18 protein-coding genes and 1 pseudogene are annotated in these 19,785 nt (G+C 71.2%); 3 read left to right on the top strand and 16 right to left on the bottom strand.

Annotation, left to right across the window (positions count from 1 at the left end):
• Positions 1-120 precede the first annotated feature (120 nt).
• Both ACFC1X_RS38025 and ACFC1X_RS38020 read right to left on the bottom strand, forming a co-directional pair.
• Complete coding sequence (locus tag ACFC1X_RS38025; RefSeq protein ID WP_376363418.1) at positions 121-2,736, bottom strand: ABC transporter permease/substrate binding protein; 2,616 nt, start codon at positions 2,734-2,736, stop codon at positions 121-123.
• Complete coding sequence (locus ACFC1X_RS38020; RefSeq protein WP_307010702.1) at positions 2,729-3,817, bottom strand: glycine betaine/L-proline ABC transporter ATP-binding protein; 1,089 nt, start codon at positions 3,815-3,817, stop codon at positions 2,729-2,731. The genes ACFC1X_RS38025 and ACFC1X_RS38020 overlap by 8 nt, the downstream gene beginning before the upstream one ends.
• A 193-nt stretch (positions 3,818-4,010) precedes the next feature.
• On the opposite strand from ACFC1X_RS38020, the gene ACFC1X_RS38015 reads away from it, so the two are divergent.
• Positions 4,011-4,916 carry a 5'-3' exonuclease H3TH domain-containing protein gene (locus ACFC1X_RS38015; protein ID WP_376363421.1) on the top strand — a complete coding sequence of 302 codons (906 nt, stop codon included), beginning with the start codon at positions 4,011-4,013 and terminating at the stop codon, positions 4,914-4,916.
• Between the two features lie 176 nt (positions 4,917-5,092).
• Positions 5,093-5,935 carry a siderophore-interacting protein gene (locus tag ACFC1X_RS38010; protein ID WP_376363414.1) on the top strand — a complete coding sequence of 281 codons (843 nt, stop codon included), beginning with the start codon at positions 5,093-5,095 and terminating at the stop codon, positions 5,933-5,935.
• A 10-nt stretch (positions 5,936-5,945) separates the two neighbouring features.
• Here the strand turns inward: ACFC1X_RS38010 and ACFC1X_RS38005 are convergent.
• Positions 5,946-6,041: pseudogene (locus tag ACFC1X_RS38005) on the bottom strand (GNAT family N-acetyltransferase); the annotation flags it as partial.
• A gap of 78 nt (positions 6,042-6,119) precedes the next feature.
• Positions 6,120-6,701: a GNAT family N-acetyltransferase gene (locus ACFC1X_RS38000; protein ID WP_376363411.1), complete on the bottom strand. Its 582-nt coding sequence runs from the start codon at positions 6,699-6,701 to the stop codon at positions 6,120-6,122.
• A 79-nt stretch (positions 6,702-6,780) separates the two neighbouring features.
• On the opposite strand from ACFC1X_RS38000, the gene ACFC1X_RS37995 reads away from it, so the two are divergent.
• On the top strand, positions 6,781-7,749 hold the full coding sequence (locus tag ACFC1X_RS37995) for an RluA family pseudouridine synthase (RefSeq protein WP_376363408.1): 969 nt from the start codon (positions 6,781-6,783) through the stop codon (positions 7,747-7,749).
• Here ACFC1X_RS37995 and ACFC1X_RS37990 read toward each other — a convergent pair.
• The 12 genes from ACFC1X_RS37990 to ACFC1X_RS37935 all read right to left on the bottom strand — a co-directional run bounded on the left by ACFC1X_RS37990 (position 7,743) and on the right by ACFC1X_RS37935 (position 19,703).
• Positions 7,743-9,239, bottom strand: a complete 1,497-nt coding sequence (locus ACFC1X_RS37990) for a cytochrome P450 (protein ID WP_376363405.1) — start codon at positions 9,237-9,239, stop codon at positions 7,743-7,745. The two genes, ACFC1X_RS37995 and ACFC1X_RS37990, sit on opposite strands and share 7 nt — an antisense overlap.
• Positions 9,240-9,292: 53 nt before the next feature.
• On the bottom strand, positions 9,293-9,913 hold the full coding sequence (locus ACFC1X_RS37985; RefSeq protein WP_376363402.1) for an ATP/GTP-binding protein: 621 nt from the start codon (positions 9,911-9,913) through the stop codon (positions 9,293-9,295).
• Entirely contained in the window at positions 9,894-10,310 is a 417-nt protein-coding gene (locus ACFC1X_RS37980; protein ID WP_376363399.1) for a DUF742 domain-containing protein, read from the bottom strand. The genes ACFC1X_RS37985 and ACFC1X_RS37980 overlap by 20 nt, the downstream gene beginning before the upstream one ends.
• Complete coding sequence (locus ACFC1X_RS37975; RefSeq protein ID WP_167308645.1) at positions 10,307-10,684, bottom strand: roadblock/LC7 domain-containing protein; 378 nt, start codon at positions 10,682-10,684, stop codon at positions 10,307-10,309. The genes ACFC1X_RS37980 and ACFC1X_RS37975 overlap by 4 nt, the downstream gene beginning before the upstream one ends.
• Before the next feature lie 26 nt (positions 10,685-10,710).
• Positions 10,711-12,333 carry a sensor histidine kinase gene (locus ACFC1X_RS37970; RefSeq protein ID WP_376363396.1) on the bottom strand — a complete coding sequence of 541 codons (1,623 nt, stop codon included), beginning with the start codon at positions 12,331-12,333 and terminating at the stop codon, positions 10,711-10,713.
• Positions 12,334-12,700: 367 nt separating this feature from the next.
• Positions 12,701-15,553 carry a DEAD/DEAH box helicase gene (locus ACFC1X_RS37965; RefSeq protein WP_376363393.1) on the bottom strand — a complete coding sequence of 951 codons (2,853 nt, stop codon included), beginning with the start codon at positions 15,551-15,553 and terminating at the stop codon, positions 12,701-12,703.
• 66 nt (positions 15,554-15,619) lie between these two features.
• Positions 15,620-16,570 carry a twin-arginine translocase subunit TatC gene (tatC, locus tag ACFC1X_RS37960; protein WP_376363390.1) on the bottom strand — a complete coding sequence of 317 codons (951 nt, stop codon included), beginning with the start codon at positions 16,568-16,570 and terminating at the stop codon, positions 15,620-15,622.
• A gap of 47 nt (positions 16,571-16,617) precedes the next feature.
• Entirely contained in the window at positions 16,618-16,905 is a 288-nt protein-coding gene (tatA, locus tag ACFC1X_RS37955; protein ID WP_122617306.1) for a Sec-independent protein translocase subunit TatA, read from the bottom strand.
• Positions 16,906-17,183: 278 nt separating this feature from the next.
• Entirely contained in the window at positions 17,184-17,378 is a 195-nt protein-coding gene (locus tag ACFC1X_RS37950; RefSeq protein WP_376363386.1) for a hypothetical protein, read from the bottom strand.
• Positions 17,379-17,388: 10 nt separating this feature from the next.
• Positions 17,389-17,649: a hypothetical protein gene (locus ACFC1X_RS37945; protein WP_376363383.1), complete on the bottom strand. Its 261-nt coding sequence runs from the start codon at positions 17,647-17,649 to the stop codon at positions 17,389-17,391.
• Between the two features lie 29 nt (positions 17,650-17,678).
• Positions 17,679-18,731 carry a helix-turn-helix transcriptional regulator gene (locus ACFC1X_RS37940; protein WP_376363380.1) on the bottom strand — a complete coding sequence of 351 codons (1,053 nt, stop codon included), beginning with the start codon at positions 18,729-18,731 and terminating at the stop codon, positions 17,679-17,681.
• Positions 18,732-18,749: 18 nt separating this feature from the next.
• Positions 18,750-19,703 (bottom strand): YafY family protein, encoded by a 954-nt coding sequence (locus ACFC1X_RS37935; RefSeq protein WP_122617308.1) that lies wholly within the window; start codon positions 19,701-19,703, stop codon positions 18,750-18,752.
• Between the last annotated feature and the right edge of the window lie 82 nt (positions 19,704-19,785).

Here is a 19,785-nt window from a genome sequence, read left to right as displayed (position 1 = left end):
TGTTGTCTGTGCCAACCTGGCCGGTGCCCGGCGCCCGCGGCGGCGGGGGGTGGGGGGCGACGGCTGGTCTGTCAGGAGGCGCTGCCGGGCCCACCCCTCGGGGTGACCAGTGGTGCGGTACTACTGCGGGGTCATCCGGCCCACCATGTCCGGGTGCTCCTTCAGCCAGGCCGCGACGGCTTCCTCTTCGTGGCCCTGCCCGCGGTCCTTGATCTCGGCCTCCAGGGTGCCGAGCTCGTCCTCGCTCATGTGGAAGTTCTTGATCCACTTGGTGAGCTGCGGGTACTGCTCGGGGAACTTCTTGCTGGAGATGGTGCGGATCGTGTTGCCCTCGCCGAAGGCCTTCTTGGGGTCCTTCAGCTTGGTCAGCTCGTAGTCGCTGTAGGCCCAGTGCGGCGACCACAGGGTGACCGCGACCGGCTCCTTCTTGGCGTAGGCGCGCTTCAGCTCGGCCAGCATGGCCGGCGTGGAGCCGTCCACGATCTCGTACTCGTCCTCCAGGCCGTAGCCCGGCAGCACCTCGTTCTTCGCGAGCTGCATCTCACCGGTGCCGGGCTCGATGCCGATGATCTTCCCGTCGAAGAGGTCGCCCTTGCCCTTCAGGTCCGCGAGGGACTTGACGTCCTTCACGTACGAGGGGACGGCGATCTCCAGGGAGGTCGGCTCGTACCAGGTGCCGAGGTCGGTGAGGTTGTCCTTGTTCTTCTCCCAGTAGTTCTTCTGGGCGTGGGGCAACCAGGCGTCGAAGTTGAGGTCGAGGTCGCCGGAGGCCAGGCCGGTGTAGACCGGGCCGACGTCCATCTGCTTCAGGTTCATCTTGTAGCCGCGGCGCTCCAGGACGTTCTTCCACAGGTAGGTGACGGCGACGTCCTCCTCCCAGGGGAACCAGGCCACGTCCAGGGCCCGCTCGGCCTCGGGCGGGGTGGCGCCGGCGGCGCCCTCGACCGGGGCGAGCTTGTCGACGAGCCCCGGGTGGCTCTTCAGCCAGGTGCGGACGGCGTCCTGCTGCTTGCCCTTGCCGGCCTTGTTGATCTCGGCCTCCAGGCTGGTGAGCTGCTTCTCGTCCAGCGTGAAGTCCTTCATCCACTTGGCGGCCGTGGGGTCGTCCCCGGCGAAGCCCTTGCGGGACAGCGTGTGCACGCCGTCGCCCTTGCCCCAGGCGCCCTTGGGGTCCTTGAGCTTCTTCAGGTCGAGGTCGTTGTACGCCCAGTGCGGGGACCAGAGCGTGACGACGATCGGTTCCTTCTTGCTCATCGCCCGCTTCAGCTCGGCCAGCATCGCCGGCGTGGAGCTGTCGACGACCTTGTACTCCTTGTCGAGGCCGTACGCCTTGGAGACCTTGTCCTTGAGCAGGGCCATCTCACCGGCGCTGGACTCGATGCCGGTGATCTTCCCGTCGAACAGGTCGGCCTTGCCCTTGAGGTCCGCCAGCGTGTTGATGTCCTTCATGTACGCCGGGACGGTCAGCTCGAGGGACGTCTCGTCGTACCAGGAGCCGAGGTCGTCGAGCCGGTCGCCGTACTTCTTCCAGTACTGGGCGTGGGTGGTCGGCAGCCAGGAGTTGGTGACGAGGTCGATGTCGCCCTGTGCCAGCGAGGTGTAGAGCGGTCCGGCGTCGAACTGCTTGGCCTCGACCTCGTAGCCGCGCTGTTCGAGGATCTCCTTCCACAGGAACGTGGAGGCGACGCCCTCGTCCCACGGGACGTAGCCGAGGGTGACCTTCTTGCCCTGGCCGACGTTCTTGCCGTTCGCGACGTTCTCGGTGTCGCCGGAGCCGCCGAACATGCCCATGCCGCCGGCCACCAGGCCGAGGATCACGACGCCGATGACGGCGACCTGCGGGCGGGGACGGTAGGACCAGATCTTCAGGCCGCCCATGCTGCGGGCCTTGGCGGCGGCGCGGCGGCCGAGCGGCGAGACCTGGGTGCCGAGCGCGCTGGTCATGCGGTCCAGGTAGATCGCGAGGATCACGATGGCCACACCGGACTCGGAGCCGAGACCGACGTTCAGCTGGCCGATGGCCTCGTTGACGTCGCCGCCGAGGCCGCCGGTGCCGACCATGCCGGCGATCGCGGCCATGGACAGGCCGAGCATGATGACCTGGTTGACGCCCGCCATCACCGTCGGCAGGGCCAGCGGGAGCTGGACGCGCAGCAGGGTGTTGCGGGGGGTGGTGCCGAAGGCCTCGGCGGCCTCGACCAGTTCCTTGTCGACCTGGCGGATGCCCAGCTCGGTCATGCGCACGCCCGGGGCGAGCGCGAAGATCAGGGTGGCGACGATGCCCGCGGAGGCGCCGGTGCCGAAGAACAGGATCGCCGGGATGAGGTAGATCATCGCGGGCAGCGTCTGCATGAAGTCGAGCACCGGCCGGACCAGGCCGCTGACGCGGTCGGAGCGGGCCGCCCAGATGCCGACGGGCACCGCTACGACCAGGGCGATGATCGTGGCGACGAGCACCAGCGCCAGGGTGATCATCGCGTTCTCCCACAGTTCCATGGAGACGATGAACGCGAATCCCAGGAAGGTGAGAACACCGGCGAGCGTGCCGCGCAGCCAGAAGGCGATGACCGCGAAGATGCCGGCGAGGAGCAGCGGTTCGGGCGCCTGGAGGACGGCGTTGATGCCGTCGTAGGTGCCGGTGAAGACGGTCTTCAGGAAGTCGAAGAGCCACGCGACGTGTTCGAGCAGCCAGTCGACGGTGCTGTTGACCCAGTCGCCGAGCGGAATCCTAGGCACGGGCCATCACCTTCTCCGGACCCTGGTCGCGCGGGCTGTCGCAGGTGCCGGGCTCGGCCTGCTCGTCCCCGAGGAAGCCGACGAGGCGGCGGGTGGGGACGACGCCGACCAGTTCGCCGTCGCCGTCGACGACCGCGACGGGGTGCGGGGTGCGGGCGCTGATCGCGCACAGGTCGGTGAACGACGTCTCGGGCGTGGCCGTCTCGCAGTCGCAGTCGGCCTCGTCGCCGCGCAGGTCGGTCTCCATGACGGCGGCCGTGGTCAGCACGCGGGAGCGGTCGACGTCCTGGGTGAAGGAGGCGACGTAGTCGTTGGCGGGACGGATGAGGATGTCCTGCGCGGTGCCTATCTGGACGATCCGGCCGTCGCGCATCATCGCGATCCGGTCGCCCAGGCGCATGGCCTCGTTGAGGTCGTGCGTGATGAAGACGATGGTCTTCTTCAGGGTCTTCTGGAGTTCCAGCAGCTGGTCCTGCATGTCGCGGCGGATCAGCGGGTCCAGGGCGCTGAAGGACTCGTCCATCAGCAGCAGATCGGCGTCCGTGGCGAGCGCGCGGGCCAGGCCGACGCGCTGCTGCATACCGCCGGACAGCTCGTCGGGCCAGGACTTCTCCCAGCCGGCCAAACCGCACAGGGCGAGCGCCTCGTCGGCGCGGCGTTCGCGCTCGGCGCGGGGCACGCCCTGCACTTCAAGACCGTAGGCAGCGTTGTCACGGACGCTGCGGTGCGGGAAGAGCGCGAAGTGCTGGAAGACCATGCTGATGCTCTTGGAACGGACGTCGCGCAGCTTGCGCTCGCCGATCTCGGTGAGGTCCTGACCGCCGAAGCGGACATGCCCGGCGGTCGGCTCCAGCAGACCGTTGAGCATGCGCAGCAGCGTGGACTTGCCGGATCCGGACAGTCCCATGACCACGAAGATCTCGCCGGGCTCCACGGTGAACGACGCGTCGATGACGGCGGCCGTGGTGCCGTCGGCGTGCAGTTCCTTCCGCACGTCCCCCTGGCGCAGTCGTTCGACTGCCTGGTCCGGTTTCCTGCCGAAGACCTTGAACAGGCCCTCGGCTTCTAGTCTCGCTGACACGCTTACCTCTTGCATCGGGGGCAGGGACAGGGTGTGAAGCCTCGCTAACAGTTGAATGCATCAACCAGCTTCGACCCGGCTGCGCGCCTGCCCCGATGCTTATGTACCAAACACATGAGTGACCCAGTTCACACGTCCTCCCTCACTCGTCCACACGCTCTGCGGCATGATGCGAGGCGTGACCGGACGACTGATGCTTCTCGACACCGCCTCCCTCTACTTCCGCGCCTACTTCGGCGTGCCGGACTCGGTGCGGGCCCCCGACGGCACGCCGGTGAACGCCGTGCGCGGCCTGCTCGACTTCATCGACCGCCTGGTGAAGGACCACCGGCCCGACCAGCTGGTCGCCTGCATGGACGCCGACTGGCGCCCGCACTGGCGGGTGGAGCTGATCCCCTCGTACAAGGCGCACCGCGTCGCCGAGGAGCGCCCCGCGGGCCCCGACGAGGAGGAGGTGCCCGACACGCTGTCACCGCAGGTGCCGGTCATCGAGGCCGTCCTCGACGCGCTCGGCATCGCCCGCGTCGGCGTGGCCGGGTACGAGGCGGACGACGTCATCGGCACGTACACCGCGCGGGCGAAGGGCCCGGTGGACATCGTCACCGGCGACCGGGACCTCTACCAGCTCGTCGACGACGCCCGCGGCGTGCGGGTGCTGTACCCGGTCAAGGGCGTCGGCACCCTCAACCTCACCGACGAGGCCGCACTGCGCGAGAAGTACGGCGTCGACGGCCGCGGGTACGCCGATCTGGCGCTGCTGCGCGGCGACCCGAGCGACGGTCTGCCCGGTGTGGCCGGCATCGGCGAGAAGACGGCGGCCAAGCTGCTGGCCGAGTTCGGGGACCTGGCGGGCATCCGGGCCGCCGTGGACGACCCGAAGGCGAAGCTCACGCCCTCACAGCGCAAGCGGCTCACCGAGGCCGGGCCGTATCTGGACGTCGCCCCGAAGGTCGTCCGGGTCGCCGGCGACGTCCCGCTGCCGGACGTCGCCACCACGCTGCCGCGCGGACCGCGCGACGCCGCGGCGCTGGACGCCCTCGCGGCGCGCTGGGGCCTGGGCGGATCGCTGCACCGGCTGCTGACGACGCTCACCGCCTGAGCGCGCGGCGCCGCAGACAATGCCTGCGCGGCGCGTCGGCTCCCGGACGAGGGGAAGTCGTACTCTGCGTGCGGAACGCCGCGGATCTCCCCTTCGTGACGCGAGAAGCGGGAAGGGGATGCTAACTTAGGTAAACCTAACCGAGTGATCCGCACGCAGTGAGCAGGGAGGCCGTCATGGCAGACCGTCCGGCACGCAAGCCGCGCAAGCCGCACACCGCACAGGTCGTCCGCACCGAGCGGCTGACCCCGCACATGCAGCGTGTGGTGCTCGGCGGCGAGGGGCTGGCCGAGATCTCCGCGGACACCTGTACCGACCACTACGTGAAGCTGCTGTTCGCCGCCGAGGGCGTGACCTATCCCGAGCCCTTCGACGTGGACCGGATCCGCGAGGAGTTCCCCCGCGACCAGTGGCCGGTGACCCGCACGTACACCGTGCGCCACTGGGACGCCGCGCACCTCGAGATGACGCTGGACTTCGTCATCCACGGCGACGAGGGGCTGGCCGGCCCCTGGGCCAAGCGCGTCCGCCCGGGCGAGACCGTCCGCTTCATGGGCCCCGGCGGCGCCTACGCCCCCGACCCGACGGCCGACTGGCATCTGCTGGCCGGCGACGAGAGCGCGCTGCCGGCGATCGCCCGCTCCCTTGAGGCGCTGCCCGACGGCGCCCGCGCCTTCGCCTTCGTGGAGGTCGACGGGCCCGAGGAGGAGCAGAAGATCGACTCCGACGTGGAGGTCGTCTGGCTGCACCGCGGCGCCCGTCCGGTGGGCCAGGCCCTGGTCGAGGCGGTGCGCGCGCTGGACTTCCCCGAGGGCCGCCCGCACATCTTCGTGCACGGCGAGGCGGCCTGCGTGAAGGAACTGCGCCGCTATCTGCGGGTGGAGCGGGAGATCTCCCGCGAGGACCTGTCGATCTCCGGCTACTGGCGCCTCGGCCACAACGAGGACGGCTGGCAGGCCTCGAAGCGCGAGTGGAACGCCCGCATCGAGGCCGAACAGGAGAGCACCCCGGCGGCGTAGCCCACGAGGCTCAGTCCCCCCGCACCCGCGCGTGCAGATGCATGTCGTGCCAGCCGTCGGGATGCAGCAGCGCCCCCCGCTTGGTGCCCTCCGTGGCGAAGCCCGCCCCGCACGCGCCCGGGCAGGCCCGCCATGACCGGCCGCCCGCCGGAGCGACACCGGCGCTCACGCCCCCCCCGCCCGCTCAGTCCCCCCGCACCCGCGCGTGCAGATGCATGTCGTGCCAGCCGTCGGGATGCAGCACGGCCCTGCGCTTGGTGCCCTCCGGCGTGAAGCCCGCCTTGTGGGCCACCCGGCAGGATGCTTCGTTGGCGACCGCGTGGGAGAGTTCCAGGCGCTGGAAGCCGACCTCGTCCAGGGCCCAGTGGGCGAGCGTCCGGGCGGCGCGGGCGGCGACGCCCCGGCCACGGGCGGCCGCGGTGGTCCAGTAGGCGACCTCGGCCAAACCGTCCCAGAGCACCATCTCCCGTAGGGCGACCCGGCCGACCAGCACGTCGTCGGCGGCCTCGACGACGGCCCACTGAGCGTTCCGCTCCTGCTCCCAGCTCTGCTGCCACTCGGCGATCCAGCCGCGTACCTCGTCCTCGGAGTCGGCGGCACGGGCGTGCCACTGGTGCATCACCGGGTCCTGGAAGGCCGCGTGGACGGCGGGGGCGTCCTCGGCGCGCCACGGGCGCAGCAGCAGCCCGTCACCGGTGGGGAGCGTGGGCTGGGGAGTGCCGGAGAGGGTGCCTGCGTCGAGGACCGCGCGTGTCAGGTAGGGCATGCGCCGCATCCTGCCAACCGGCGGGGCCGGCGGCCCAGCGCTTTTCCGGCACCGGCCACCGCCTCGTAGGCTGGCGGTGATGAGACGCCGCCCCCCTCCCCCGCCCTCGCCCCTGCCGCAGCGCGACGGCATCGACGCGATGCGGGTGCGGCTGCCCGCGCACGGCCCGTGGTCCACGGTCCGGGAGCACCTGGCGGAACGGCTGTCCGGCGCGGGCGCCGGCGTCGTGGACGGCATGTTCGCCGCCGGACTGTTCGTGGCCGCGGACGGGCGGGCGGTGCCGGCGGACGCGCCGTACGAGCCGGGGATGTTCGTGTGGTTCCACCGCGAGACGCCCGCCGAGGTACCGGTCCCCTTCCCGCTGGAGGTCGTGTACCGCGACGCGCACATCGTCGTCGCCGACAAACCCCACTTCCTGGCCACCACCCCGCGCGGCGGCCACGTCACCCAGACCGCGCTGGCACGGCTCCGCCGGGAGCTGGACCTCCCCGCGCTCGGTGCCGCGCACCGCCTGGACCGACTCACCGCGGGACTGGTCCTGTTCATCGTGCGCCCCGAGGAACGCGGCGCCTACCAGAGCCTGTTCGGCGACCGCCGGGTGCGCAAGGAGTACGAGGCCGTCGCCCCGTACGACCCCGGGCTCGCCCTCCCCCGGACCGTGCGCAGCCGCATCCTCAAGGAACGCGGGATCCTGGCCGCCCGCGAGGTCGAGGGCGAACCCAACGCCGTCACCCGCGTCGAACTGGACGCACACCACCGGGCCGCGGGCGGGGGTCCGGAGCTGGCGCGGTACCGGCTGGTGCCCGGCACCGGCCAGACCCACCAGCTGCGCGTGCACATGAACAGCCTCGGCGTGCCGATCCTCGGCGATCCCCTCTACCCCGAGGTGACCGACCCCGTGCCGGCCGGCGACTTCCGGCGCCCGCTGCAACTGCTGGCGCGGGAGCTGGGGTTCACCGATCCGGTCACGGGGCGGGAGCACCGCTTCCGCAGCGGACGGTCCCTCGGGGCGTGGACGGCGTACGAGGAGTGGGCCGACGGTCAGTAGCCGCGCCACCAGAGCAGGAAGCGCTGCCAGGCACCGCGCGGCCGGGGCTGCTCCGGGAACGGCACCGGCTGCGGCGGCGCGGCGTGCGCGGGCACCGGCTGCGGCGGGTACGACGGGACCGGCGGCTGCGTGCGCTCTTCCGGCCTGGGGATGCCGACGTGCCAGCCGGGGCGCCGCGCCGGGGTGGGCGCGTGGCTCGGCTGCTGCATGATGTCCTGCTGCTCCTTGGGCTCGAACCGCACCGGCAGTTCCACCAGGTGCCGGGAGGCGATCGAGGACCGCCACCGCAGCTCGTCCTCGTCGCAGTCGAGCTGCACGTCGGGCAGCCGCATCAGCAGCGCGTCGATGCCCGCGTCGGCGATGGCGCGCCCGATGTCCTGCCCCGGGCACTCGTGCGGGCCGCCGCCGAAGGCGAGGTGGGAGCGGTTGCCCATCATGCTCGCGTCGAGGTCGGGGCGGATGCGCGGATCGACGTTGCCCGGCGCGATGCCCAGCAGCAGTCCGTCGCCGGCCCGGATGCGCTGCCCGCCCAGTTCCGTCTCCTGCTTGGCGAAGTAGGCGAACACGGTGCTGAACGGCGGCTCGTCCCACAGCGACTGCTCGACCGCCTCCGGCACCGTCATCTGCCCGCCGCTGAGCTGGGCGCGGAAGCCGGGGTCGGTCAGCACCACGCGCAGCACGTTGCCGATGAGGTTGACGGTCGCCTCGTAGGCGGCCAGGAGCACCACCCGCAGGTGCTCCCTGACCTCGTCGTCGGTGAGCCCGGCCGGGTGGTTGACGAGGCGCCCGGCGATGTCGTCCCGCGGGTTGGCACGACGTGCCTCGGTGAGCCGTCCCAGCGCCTCCATGACGTAGGCGTGGCTGGCGATGGCCGTCTCGGTGCCCTTGAGGGTGTCGCGGGCCGCCTCCACCATCCGGTCGCTGTACTCGTCGGGCATGCCGAGGAGGTGGCACATCACGCCCATCGGCAGGTGCTCGGCGAACTGTCCGACGAGGTCGGCGCGGCCCTCCTCGCAGAACCGGTTGACGATGCGCTGGGTGTAGCGCTTGATGTGCCGGCGCAGCTCCCGGAAGTCGAGGTCGGACATGGCGCTGGTGACCGCGCCGCGCAGCCGTTTGTGCTCGTCGCCCTCGGCGTGCGAGCAGATGGGCTGCCAGGCGATGTGCGGCATCAGCGGGTGGTCGGGCTTGACCATGCCCTCGTTGAGCGGGTTCCAGATCCGGCTGTCGCGGCAGAACTGGGCGGGGGTGCTCACCATGTGCAGGTTCTCGGCATGTCCGAGGACCACCCACATGGGCACGTCGTCGTGGAGCAGCGCCGGCGCCACCGGCCCGTGCTGCTCGCGCAGCTTGTCGTACAGCTCGTCCAGGTCGTCCGCCTCGTGCAGCCGGTGCAGTCCGCCCGGCCCGAGGCCGTGCGCGGGACAGCCGGGCGGTGGGTCGAGCAGGGGGTCGCCCGTTCCGGTCGGGGAGTGGCGTTCAGGCGTCACAGTCTCGCTCCGCAGCAGAAGTGGGGGTCAGGGGGTCGGTCGGGCGTGCGCGGTCAGGTGAGCGCGCCCTTCATGGCGATGGAGTGCAGGAAGCGCATCAGGGTCATCAGGACGTCGCGGCTGGAGGCGCGGCGCCGTACGTCGCAGTCGAGGATGGGGATCTCCTCGGGCAGGTCGAGCGCGGTCCGCAGCTCCGCGACGGGGTAACGGGGCGCGTCGGGGAAGGTGTTGACGGCGACCACGAAGGGCACGCCGCGTTCCTCCAGGCGCCCCATGACGTCGAAGCTGACCTCCAGGCGGCGGGTGTCGACCAGGACGACCGCGCCGAGGGCGCCTTCGAACAGGCCGTTCCACAGGAACCAGAAGCGTTCCTGGCCGGGTGTGCCGAAGAGGTACAGCACCAGTTGGTCGGTGATGCTGATGCGGCCGAAGTCCATTGCGACCGTGGTGGCGGTCTTGGAGGCGGAGCCGTAGTTGTCGTCGACGCCGATGCCGGCCTGGGTCATCGTCTCCTCGGTGGTCAGCGGTCTGATCTCGCTGACCGAGCCGACCATCGTGGTCTTGCCGACACCGAAGCCGCCCACGATGACGATCTTCACGGCCGCCTCGGCCGTGTGCGGCAGCCGGTCCTCGGTGCGTGGGCCGGGGATCGTGTCAGAGTTTTTGAAGTCCATGCATCACCGCTTCGAGGAGGTTCCGGTCGGCCACCTTCTGGCGGACGATCGAGGCGCGGGCCTGCACCAGTTCCGCCGCCAGCAGGTCGGTGAGCAGCACGGTCACCACACTGAACGGCAGGCTCAGGTAGGCCGACAGCTCGGCTACGGACAGGGGTGCGGCACACAGCCGCAGCAGGGCGGCCTGTTCCGGGGTGGCGGACACCGGGGGGTCCGCGCGGGCCACGATCAGGGTGACCAGGTCGATGTCGGCGCGCTCGCCGTTGCCCTCGCCGCCGATGACGAAGAGCCGCTCGGGGTTGCGGATCTCGCCCTCTTTGCCGGGTGGGGCGGGGCCGGGGGACTCGGCGGACCGGTCCTGTCCGGGAGTTCGCCTCTGGCGCTGGGGAGGAGTCATACGGTCTGCCCGTTGCGCCGCGCGGGACTGGTGAGATGGGGGCCGATGCGGGCGACCAGGTCGGCCATGCTCAGGCCCATCCGGCCGGGTTCGCAGCGGACGTCGGAGAGCACGGCGAGGTAGGCGTTGGGGCCGGCGGCCATCAGGTAGAAGTAGCCGCCGTTCATCTCGATGAGCACCATCTTCATGTCGCCGTCGCTGGTGGGGATCTCCTGGCTGACGGCGCTCGCCAGGCTCTGCAGGCCCGCGCAGGCGGCGGCGACCCGGTCGGCGGCGTCGGGGTCCCCCGAGTAGCGGGCGATGCGCAGGCCGTCGGCGGAGAGCACGACGATCATCTCGATGCCCGGGACGCCGTCGTAGAGGTCCCGGAGCATCCAGTCGAACTTGCCTTGCTGCTCGATCACTTGAGGTTCCCCTCGTCGTCTGCCGGGGCGTGGGCCGCCTCGTCACTGCTGGACTGCTGGTGGGCCTGGGTGATGCCCGGGTGCTGCTTGAGGCCCTCCCAGAAGGCGCCGATGAAGTGCCCCGGCGGGAGACCCTGGTCCTTCTCCTGCGCGGGCTCGGGCGCCGCGGGCGCCGGGATGCCGTTGCGGGCGCGTTCGGCGGCCAGGCGGGCCTCGCGCTCGGCGTCCTCGCGCTCCCAGACCGCCTGTTCGGCGAGGCGTTGGCTGAGCGGCATCTTGACCCGGCTGCGGCGCTGCGGCAGACCGCCCGCCGTCCACTCGGTGACCTCGGGGACGTCGTCCTCCATGGAGACGCCGGCCGGGATGCGGGGGCTGGTGGGGCGGCGCTTCTTGGGCTTGCGCTGCGGTCCGGGCAGGGCGTCCGGGCCCGGGGTGGGGATCGAGGTCGCGCCGATGCCGTGGGCGAGGCCGACGCCGGGCTCGGTGGTCATCATCTTGCTGGGCACGATGAGGATGGCGCGGACTCCGCCGTACGCGGAGGCCCGCAGCGAGACGTCCATGCCGAACTGCGTGCACAGCCGGCCGACGACGGACAGGCCCAGGCGCGGGTGATGGGCGAGGTCCTGCACGTCGGTGCCGCGCTTGGCCTGCTCCAGCAGGCCCTCGATGCGGGCGCGGGACTCCTCGCTGAGGCTGACGCCGGCGTCCTCGATCTCGATGCAGACACCGCTCTGCACCTCGGTCGCGGTGACGTGCACCTTGGACGCGGGCGGTGAGTAGCGGGTGGCGTTGTCGAGGAGCTCCGCCGCGGCGTGGATGACCGGTTCGACCGCGGTGCCCTTGATGTTGACCTTGGCGATGGAGGCCAGGTTGATCCGGCGGTACTCCAGGATCCGGGACATGGCGCCGCGCAGCACGCTGTAGAGGGCGACCGGCTCGGGCCACTGGCGTCCGGGCCGGCCGCCGCCGATCACGGAGATGGAGTCGGCGAGGCGGCCGATCAGCGAGGTGCCGTGGTCGATGCGCAGGAGGTCGTCGAAGACCTCGGGGTTGCGCCCGTGGTCCTCCTCCATCTCGCGCAGTTCCTTGTTCTGCTGGTGGACGATCGCCTGGACGCGGCGGGCGATGTCGACGAAGGAGCGCTCGGCGGACTCGCGCATGGAGTCCTGGTGGTCGACGATGTCGCAGACCATGCGGATCAGCCGGCGCTGGGGCTCGCCGAGTTCGGTGTAGGCGGGGTTCACCTCGCCGATGCGGCGCATCACCTCCGCGGGCGTGTTCCCCCTGCGCATGAAGTGCAGCACGTCGGGCAGGACGACGCCGCCGAGGTCGACCATCTCCTCGTGGTGGCTCGCCGCCCGGTGTTCCAGATACGCGCTGTGACGGGCGTGCGCGGCGCGCTCGGCCCGCAGCGCACGGCCGCGGCGTACCGCTTCGGCCGCCGCGGAGACCACCAGCAGGGTGGCGACGGCACCGCACAGGCCGACGGCGAGCCGGGCCGGTTCCGTCACGAGGGCGACGGCGGCCCCGGTGGCCGCGGCCATCAGTATGGCCGGCAGCAACAGCGTTCGCGCGTAGGGAAGTTCACGGCGACCTGGAGGGGAATCAACACTCACCATGTAGGCCCTCTGAAAACGAATCGGCTGGGATGGGGGAGCTTGCGACGGGGTATGTCTGGGAGTTGTCGGGATCATCGACGCATAGGGAACAAGCGCGCGATTACACCTCAACTCGGTGCGCTGCGGGCGAGCTTAGTCCGAGCGGATCATCGCCGGGTCATATTCAGCAACCGCCTGAAACGGGCCTCGGGGCTGGAGTAGGGTCGGCACTTTTGCACGGCGGGGAATCATTCGAACACGATGCGTGAGCGTGTTCGGGCGTACGAAATTCACTCACCGTGATGAGGGAAAGGCGCCGGGCGCCGCCGCGAACGGGCGAAGGCCCGGCGGTCTCCCGCCGGGCCTTCGCGTGTGCCGTCCGTCCGGGCTAGCCCACGGACGAATAGGCGACCACTCCGCGCAGCAGCTCCTCGACCGCCTTGCGCGCGTTCTTCGGGACCGTGGAGCCCTGGGCGGGTGCGGCGGCCGCGATCTGGCCGAGGACGTCGATGACCTGCTTGCACCAGCGCACGAAGTCGCCCGCGGGCATCTCCGCCTCGCGCAGCACCTCGTCGAGGCCCTTGCCGGACGCCCACATGTACGCCGCCCAGGCGAAGCCGAGGTCGGGCTCGCGCTGGCCGACGCCCTCGGTCTGGCTGATCCGGAAGTCCTCCTCCAGGGCGTCGAGGCGGCCCCAGATGCGGACCGTCTCGCCGAGCGCGGCCTTGGCCTTGCCCGAGGGCACCTTCGGCGCCATCGCGTCGTCGGCGACCCGGGACTCGTAGACCAGCGCCGAGACGCAGGCGGCCAGTTCGGCCGGGGAGAGCCCTTCCCAGACCCCCTCGCGCAGGCACTCGCTGGCGAGCAGGTCCAGCTCGCCGTAGAGCCGGGCGAGGCGCTTGCCGTGCTCGGTCACCTCGTCGCCGCGCAGGTAGTCCAGCTCGGTCAGCAGCGCGACGATCCGGTCGAAGGTACGGGCGATGGTGTTCGTCCGGCCCTCGATCCGGCGCTCCAGCTGCGAGGTGTCCCGCAGCAGCCGGTGGTAGCGCTCGGCCCAGCGGGCGTGGTCCTCGCGGTCGTCGCAGCCGTGGCAGGGGTGGGCCCGGATGTCCTTGCGCAGCCGCGCGATCTCCCGGTCGTCGGCGGCCTGGGCCCGCTTCTTGCGGGCCCGCTCCGGCGGGATGTGCCCGGCCTTGGTGCGCAGCGCGGAGGCGAGGTCGCGGCGGGACTGGGGCGAGCGCGGGTTGAAGGACTTCGGGATGCGCATCCGCTCCAGCGCCTCGACCGGCACCGGGAAGTCCATCGACGCCAGCCGCTTGACCTGCCGCTCGGCGGTCAGCACCAGCGGGCGGGGCCCGTCGTGGTGCTCGAAGCCGCGGTGGCCGTTGGACCGGCCGGCGGGCAGGCCCGGGTCCAGCACCAGGGCGAGGCCCGCGTACTTGCCCGTCGGCACGTGGATGACGTCGCCCGGCTTCAGCTTCTCCAGCGCCACGGCGGCCTCGGCGCGCCGCTGGTTGGCGCCCTGCCGGGCCAGCTCGGTCTCCCGGTCCTTCAGCTCGCGGCGCAGCCGCGCGTACTCCTCGAAGTCACCGAGGTGGCAGGTCATGGAGGCCTGGTAGCCCTCCAGGCCCTCCTCGTTGCGCTGCACCTGCCGGGAGATGCCGACGACCGACTTGTCCGCCTGGAACTGCGCGAACGAGGTCTCCAGCAGCTCCCGCGAGCGGTGCCGGCCGAACTGCTCGACCAGGTTGACGGCCATGTTGTACGACGGCCGGAAGCTGGAGCGCAGCGGATAGGTGCGGGTGCCGGCCAGCCCCGCGAGGTGCTCGGGGTTCATGCCGCGCTGCCACAGCACCACCGCGTGGCCCTCGACGTCGATGCCGCGCCGGCCGGCCCGGCCGGTGAGCTGGGTGAACTCGCCAGGGGTGATGTCGGCGTGCTGTTCGCCGTTCCACTTGACGAGCTTCTCCAGCACCACCGAGCGGGCGGGCATGTTGATGCCGAGGGCGAGGGTCTCGGTGGCGAAGACGGCCTTCACCAGTCCACGGACGAACAGCTCCTCGACGACCTCCTTGAACGTCGGCAGCATGCCCGCGTGGTGGGCGGCGATGCCGCGCTCCAGGCCCTCCAGCCACTCGTAGTACCCCAGGACGTGCAGGTCCTCGGTCGGGATGGAGGCGGTGCGCTCCTCCACGAGGGCGCGCACCCGGTCCCGCGCGTCCTCGTCGTTGAGCCGCAGGCCGGCGTAGAGGCACTGCTGGACGGCGGCCTCGCAGGCGGCGCGACTGAAGATGAAGGTGATCGCCGGCAGCAGTCCCTCGGAGTCGAGGCGCTCGATGACCTCGGGGCGGCTGGGCGTCCACGCCCGTGAGCGCTGTCGGCGCTCACGCTCCCGGTCGGCCTCCTTCATGGCGCGGCCGCGCCTGCGGTCCTGGTAGGACGGGCGGCTCGCCTCCATGCGCGCCATGCGCGTGAGGTCCGGGTTGACGGCTCTCTTGCGGCCCTCGCCCTCCTCGAACAGGTCGTACATCCGGCGCCCGGCGAGCACGTGCTGGAACAGCGGCACGGGCCGGTGCTCGGAGACGATCACCTGGGTGTCGCCGCGGACGGTGTCGAGCCAGTCGCCGAACTCCTCCGCGTTGGACACGGTCGCCGACAGTGACACCAGGGTCACGGACTCGGGGAGGTGGATGATCACCTCCTCCCACACGGCGCCGCGGAAGCGGTCGGAGAGGTAGTGCACCTCGTCCATGACCACGTATCCGAGGCCGAGGAGGGTCTGGGAGCCCGCGTACAGCATGTTCCGCAGGACCTCGGTGGTCATGACGACGACCGGGGCCTCCGAGTTCACGCTGTTGTCACCGGTGAGGAGGCCGACGCGGTCCGTGCCGTAGCGGCGGCACAGGTCGGCGTACTTCTGGTTCGAGAGCGCCTTGATGGGCGTCGTGTAGAAGCATTTCTTGCCCTGCTGGAGGGCGAGGTGGACGGCGAACTCGCCGACGATCGTCTTGCCGGAACCCGTGGGCGCGGCCACCAGCACGCCCTTGCCCGCCTCGAGGGCCTGGCAGGCCTCGATCTGGAAGGGGTCGAGGCCGAAGTCGTACATCTCGCGGAAGGAGGCGAGCGCGGTGGCCTGCTCGACAGCGCGCTGACGGGCTGCCGCGTACCGCTCGGCCGGTGAGAGATCCTCTGTCATCGTGCTTTCGAGCGTACCGGGCCGCACTGACAACAGGACGATCATTATCGGGAACGGCCCTGTGGGGGTTCCGTGGGGGCGGCGACGCCTGCCGTCACCGCCCCGGCGGGGCTACGTCACGTCGTCGTAGCCGTTGACCCGGTCCTTCGTGGCCTGCTCGGGCAGGGCGCGGGCGGTGGTCACGGCCTCGACCTCGCCGATGCTCTCGGGGGTCAGGTCCAGGTCGGACGCCTCGTCGTCGTCGGGCTCCAGTGCCTCCCGGCGGAGCCTGCGGCGGTCGTTCATCAGGGAGACGCCGACGGCGGCGAAGTACAGCACCCAGATCGGCCCGGCCAGCATGACCATGGTCAGCGGGTCCGTGCTCGGCGTGGCGATCGCCGCGAACAGCGTGATGCCCATGATCATCCCGCGCCACCAGCCGACCATCCGCTTGCCGGACAGCACTCCGGTGAAGTTGAGCATCACGAGCAGCAGGGGCAGCTCGAAGGAGAGCCCGAAGACGATCACCATGCGGGTGACGAGATCGAGCAGCTCGTCCAGCGGCAGCAGGTTGTCGACGTCGCTCGGCGTGAACTCGATCAGCACCTCCGCGGAGGTGGGCAGCACCGCGTAGGCGAAGTAGGCGCCGATGAGGAACAGCGGGGCGCCGGTGGCGACGAACGCGTAGGCGTACTTCTTCTCGCTGCGGTGCAGCCCCGGGGCGACGAACGCCCACAACTGGTAGAGCCAGACCGGCGAGGCCAGCACGATGCCCGCCGTCAGCGACACCTTCAGCGCCAGGGTGAACGGGCCGAGCAGACCGTTGATGGTGATCTGCGCGCACGGCTCCGAGCCGGCCGTCGACTCGGCCAGCTCCGCGAAGGACTTCTCACAGCCGATCGACTCGAGGATCGGCTCGGTGAGGAAGTTGATGATCTCCTGGTAGAAGAAGGCCGCGACGACGGTGACGGCGACGATGGCCAACAGTGCCTTCGCGAGCCGGTTGCGGAGCTCACGAAGGTGCTCCGCCAGGGGCATCCGCCCCTCGGGGTCCCTCTCCTTGGTGCGGGCAGGCTTCAGCAACCCACGTTCCCATCTCGTGCGGCGGGCCGGAGGTCACCGGCCCTGCGTCAGCGCTTGGTCGTGTCCGTCGGCTCGTTGACCGGCCGGGAGCTGGTCACGTCGCCGGGAGCGGCCTGGATGGTGCGCTGCGCCGCGGACTGCTCGGGGTTGGGCGGGTCGGCGGGGGCGGACGAGTCGTTCTTCCCCTCGCTCTTCATCGCCTTGGCCTCGCTCTTGAGGATGCGCGCGGACTTGCCGAGGGAGCGCGCCATGTCCGGAAGCTTCTTCGCGCCGAACAGCAGGATGATGACGACGAGGATGAGAATGATCTCGGGGGCTCCGAGCCTTCCGAACATAAGTCTTTACCTTCTCACCGAGGCGGCTGGGTGGGGGTGCTGTCCGACCGGTCGGACATACGTCCGATCGATCGTCTTGTGCAGCGATCGTAACGCTCAGGGGTGAACGTGAGGCAATCCCCGTGCGTACTCCCGTCCGCGGCCGGGCCTCGTTTTCCGGGCCGCGACCAGCAGCGTACCTTCAGGGGCCCGTGGGGTGACAGGGCGAAGCGGTCCACAACGCGACTCGCGCGTGTCCGTCGGGCCGGTCACGGGGCCGCGTGGCGCGGTTCTCGCGTTCACAGGGCGTCCACGGAACGGGCGGCGTTCTCGGTGGCCCGCTCCAGATCCTCCGCGGCCCGGCCGATCCTGCCGGCCGAGTCCGTCACCTGCCTGGCGAGTCGCTGCGTCTCCACGAACACCTTCACGGCGAACACCGCGAGGACGGCGAGACCAAGGAAACCCACGGCAACGGCGAACATCGGCCAGAACATGACGTCGAGACTAGACGGTGGAGTGCAGCCGCAGGGTCCTGACCCCGCCGCCCGTGAGCAGTTCCACGACCCGCTCCCCCGCCGGCTTGCGGACCGCGGAGCCGCACTCGGGGCAGGTGAACGAGTAGAAGGTGGTGCGGCTGGTGGCGCCGATGGCCAGCCGCAGGGCGCTCGCGGCGAGTTCGAAGCGGCCCCGGCAGTCCGGGCAGCCCGCCTTGAACACGATCGGCGACACCCGTGTCATGCCCGCGAACGCGGACGCCGCCGACATGCCCGGCCCACCTGGTCCCAGGGGCTCGCTCACAGTCCTCGCACCTGCCTTTCGTGCGGGCCCTCGACCGTCTCGACGCCGGCTTCCGGGCCGGCCGCCTCGATCCCGTCGTAGGCGGCCAGCGCCTCCCGGGCGGCGTGCCGGGCGCTGTCGGCCAGCTCGGGCGGGGAGACGATCCGGCCGTCACGGCCCAGCCGCAGCGCCAGCCGCCGCAGGGAGGCCGGCTCGGGGGTGCGCAGGGTGATGCGCAGTCCGCCGTCGGGAAGTTCGTCCGCGCTGTCGTGCGGGTAGTACTCGGCGACCCAGCGCCCGCCCGGGCCGACCTCGACGACGACCTCCGGGTCCTCGGCGGCGGGCTGCACCAGCCCCTCCGACAGGTCCCGCAGCTCCACCTCGGGCGGCGCCGACGGCTCGTCCAGGATGCGGATCTCGGCGACCCGGTCGAGCCGGAAGGTGCGCCGCGCCTCGGAGCGGCGGCACCACGCCTCCACATAGGTGTGGCCGACGCTGACCAGGCGGATGGGGTCGATCTCGCGCTCGGTGACCTCGTCGCGGGCCGGTGAGTAGTAGCGGATCCACAGCCGGCGGCGCTCGGAGATCGCCCGGTCGACGTCGGCGAAGACGCCGCCCTCGGACTCGAAGGTGACGGACAGCCGCGAACTGGCGCCCGCGGCCTCCCCGGCCGAGGTCTCCACCTTGGCGGTCGCCCGCAGCAGCGCCTGCCGGTCGCTCTCGCGCAGGCCGGGCAGGGTCGCCACGGCCCGGGCGGCGACCAGCAGCGCGGTGGCCTCGTCGGCGGCGAGCCGCAGCGGCTCCGCGGCGTCCGCGCCGAGCGCGGCCGGGTTGTGCCACCAGATGCGCTCGCCGTCGGTGTCGATGTCGAGCAGGTCGCCGCCGCGGAAACTGGTGCCGCACATGGGCAGCACGTCGAGGTCGGAGACCAGCTCGTCCTCGGTGATGCCGAAGGCCCGCGCGACGTCCTCGATCCGCGCCCCGGGACGCTCCCTCAGATACGTCACCAGGGACAGCATCCGCCGGGTCTGGTCGATGGCGTTCACTGCCCTGACCGGTTTGCCTGCCACAGTGTTGTCCGCTCCCCCTCAGCCCTTGGCGACGGCACGCAGCCGGTCCACCACGTCCGCACGCAACTCCGCGGGCTCCAGCACCACCACGTCCGGCCCGAACTCGACCAGCCAGGCGTCCAGTCCGTGCCCGTACGGAATCTCCAACTCGTCCCAGCCGTCACCGAGTTCCCGTACGGCGGTGGACTTCGCCCGCAAGGGGTATCCCGCGCCCGCACGCAGCCGGATCCGCGCGGAGCGGTCGGCGGTCTCCCCCGCCCAGCTCGCGACCGTCTCACGGACGGTGACGACGTCCGGCACCGGCGCGGTGAACCGCCCGCCGCGCGAACGGACCCTGCCGGTGATCCGCGACAGCCGGAACACCCGCTCCGCCCCGCGGTCGCGGTCGAAGCCCGCCAGGTACCAGTGCCCGCGCCAGCACTCCAGCGCCCAGGGCTCCACGTGCCGGGGCTCGGGCTGGGCGGCGTTGGCCTTGCGGTAGTCGAAGCCGACGGGCCGGCGGTCGCGGCAGGCGAGCATCAGCGGCTCGAAGGCCGCCTCGTGCACCGGGATGCGCGGCTCCAGCGCGCTGTGCGGCTCGTAGGGGTCGACGTCCTCGGGCAGTCCCGCCGCGCGCAGCTTCTGCAGGGCGCCGCTCGCGGCACCGGCGAGCCGGGCCTGCTGCCACACCTTCGCGGCGAGCCCCAGCGCGGCGGCCTCCTCGGCGTCCAGGGTGATGGGCGGCAGCCGGTTGCTGTCCCGGCGGGCCAGGTAGCCGATCTCGCCGTCGAGGCTCTCCACGGTCTCGATGACCAGTCCGAGTTCGCGCAGGTCGTCCTTGTCGCGCTCGAACATGCGGTTGAAGGAGTCGTCGGAGCCCGCTTCGAGGTAGGCCTCGACGGACTCACGCAGCTCACGCTTGCTGAGCGGCCGCCGTGTCCCGAGCAGACACAGCGCCAGGTTCATCAGCCGCTCGGCCTTGGCAATGGCCATCGACGCCCTTCTCCCTATGGTGCTTACGACGGATGACCGTACCGCCCCGCGGGGGCGCGGCAAAAGCCGAGGGCCCATGCCC

Source organism: Streptomyces sp. NPDC056128, assembly GCF_042263835.1.
Taxonomy (GTDB): Bacteria; Actinomycetota; Actinomycetes; order Streptomycetales; family Streptomycetaceae; genus Streptomyces.
Note: the sequence above shows the minus strand (reverse complement) of the source record. Positions and strands in the feature narration are given on the sequence as shown.

What these genes read in the sequence shown, in the direction of transcription:
- ACFC1X_RS38015 (WP_376363421.1), top strand. Translation starts at nt 4,011, where the DNA reads ATGCTTCTCGACACCGCCTCCCTCTACTTCCGCGCCTACTTCGGCGTG.
- ACFC1X_RS38010 (WP_376363414.1), top strand. Translation starts at nt 5,093, where the DNA reads ATGGCAGACCGTCCGGCACGCAAGCCGCGCAAGCCGCACACCGCACAG.
- ACFC1X_RS38000 (WP_376363411.1), bottom strand. Translation starts at nt 6,701, where the DNA reads ATGCCCTACCTGACACGCGCGGTCCTCGACGCAGGCACCCTCTCCGGC.
- ACFC1X_RS37995 (WP_376363408.1), top strand. Translation starts at nt 6,781, where the DNA reads ATGAGACGCCGCCCCCCTCCCCCGCCCTCGCCCCTGCCGCAGCGCGAC.
- ACFC1X_RS37985 (WP_376363402.1), bottom strand. Translation starts at nt 9,913, where the DNA reads ATGGACTTCAAAAACTCTGACACGATCCCCGGCCCACGCACCGAGGAC.
- ACFC1X_RS37980 (WP_376363399.1), bottom strand. Translation starts at nt 10,310, where the DNA reads ATGACTCCTCCCCAGCGCCAGAGGCGAACTCCCGGACAGGACCGGTCC.
- ACFC1X_RS37975 (WP_167308645.1), bottom strand. Translation starts at nt 10,684, where the DNA reads ATGCTCCGGGACCTCTACGACGGCGTCCCGGGCATCGAGATGATCGTC.
- ACFC1X_RS37970 (WP_376363396.1), bottom strand. Translation starts at nt 12,333, where the DNA reads ATGGTGAGTGTTGATTCCCCTCCAGGTCGCCGTGAACTTCCCTACGCG.
- ACFC1X_RS37965 (WP_376363393.1), bottom strand. Translation starts at nt 15,553, where the DNA reads ATGATCGTCCTGTTGTCAGTGCGGCCCGGTACGCTCGAAAGCACGATG.
- tatA (WP_122617306.1), bottom strand. Translation starts at nt 16,905, where the DNA reads ATGTTCGGAAGGCTCGGAGCCCCCGAGATCATTCTCATCCTCGTCGTC.
- ACFC1X_RS37950 (WP_376363386.1), bottom strand. Translation starts at nt 17,378, where the DNA reads ATGTTCTGGCCGATGTTCGCCGTTGCCGTGGGTTTCCTTGGTCTCGCC.
- ACFC1X_RS37945 (WP_376363383.1), bottom strand. Translation starts at nt 17,649, where the DNA reads ATGTCGGCGGCGTCCGCGTTCGCGGGCATGACACGGGTGTCGCCGATC.
- ACFC1X_RS37935 (WP_122617308.1), bottom strand. Translation starts at nt 19,703, where the DNA reads ATGGCCATTGCCAAGGCCGAGCGGCTGATGAACCTGGCGCTGTGTCTG.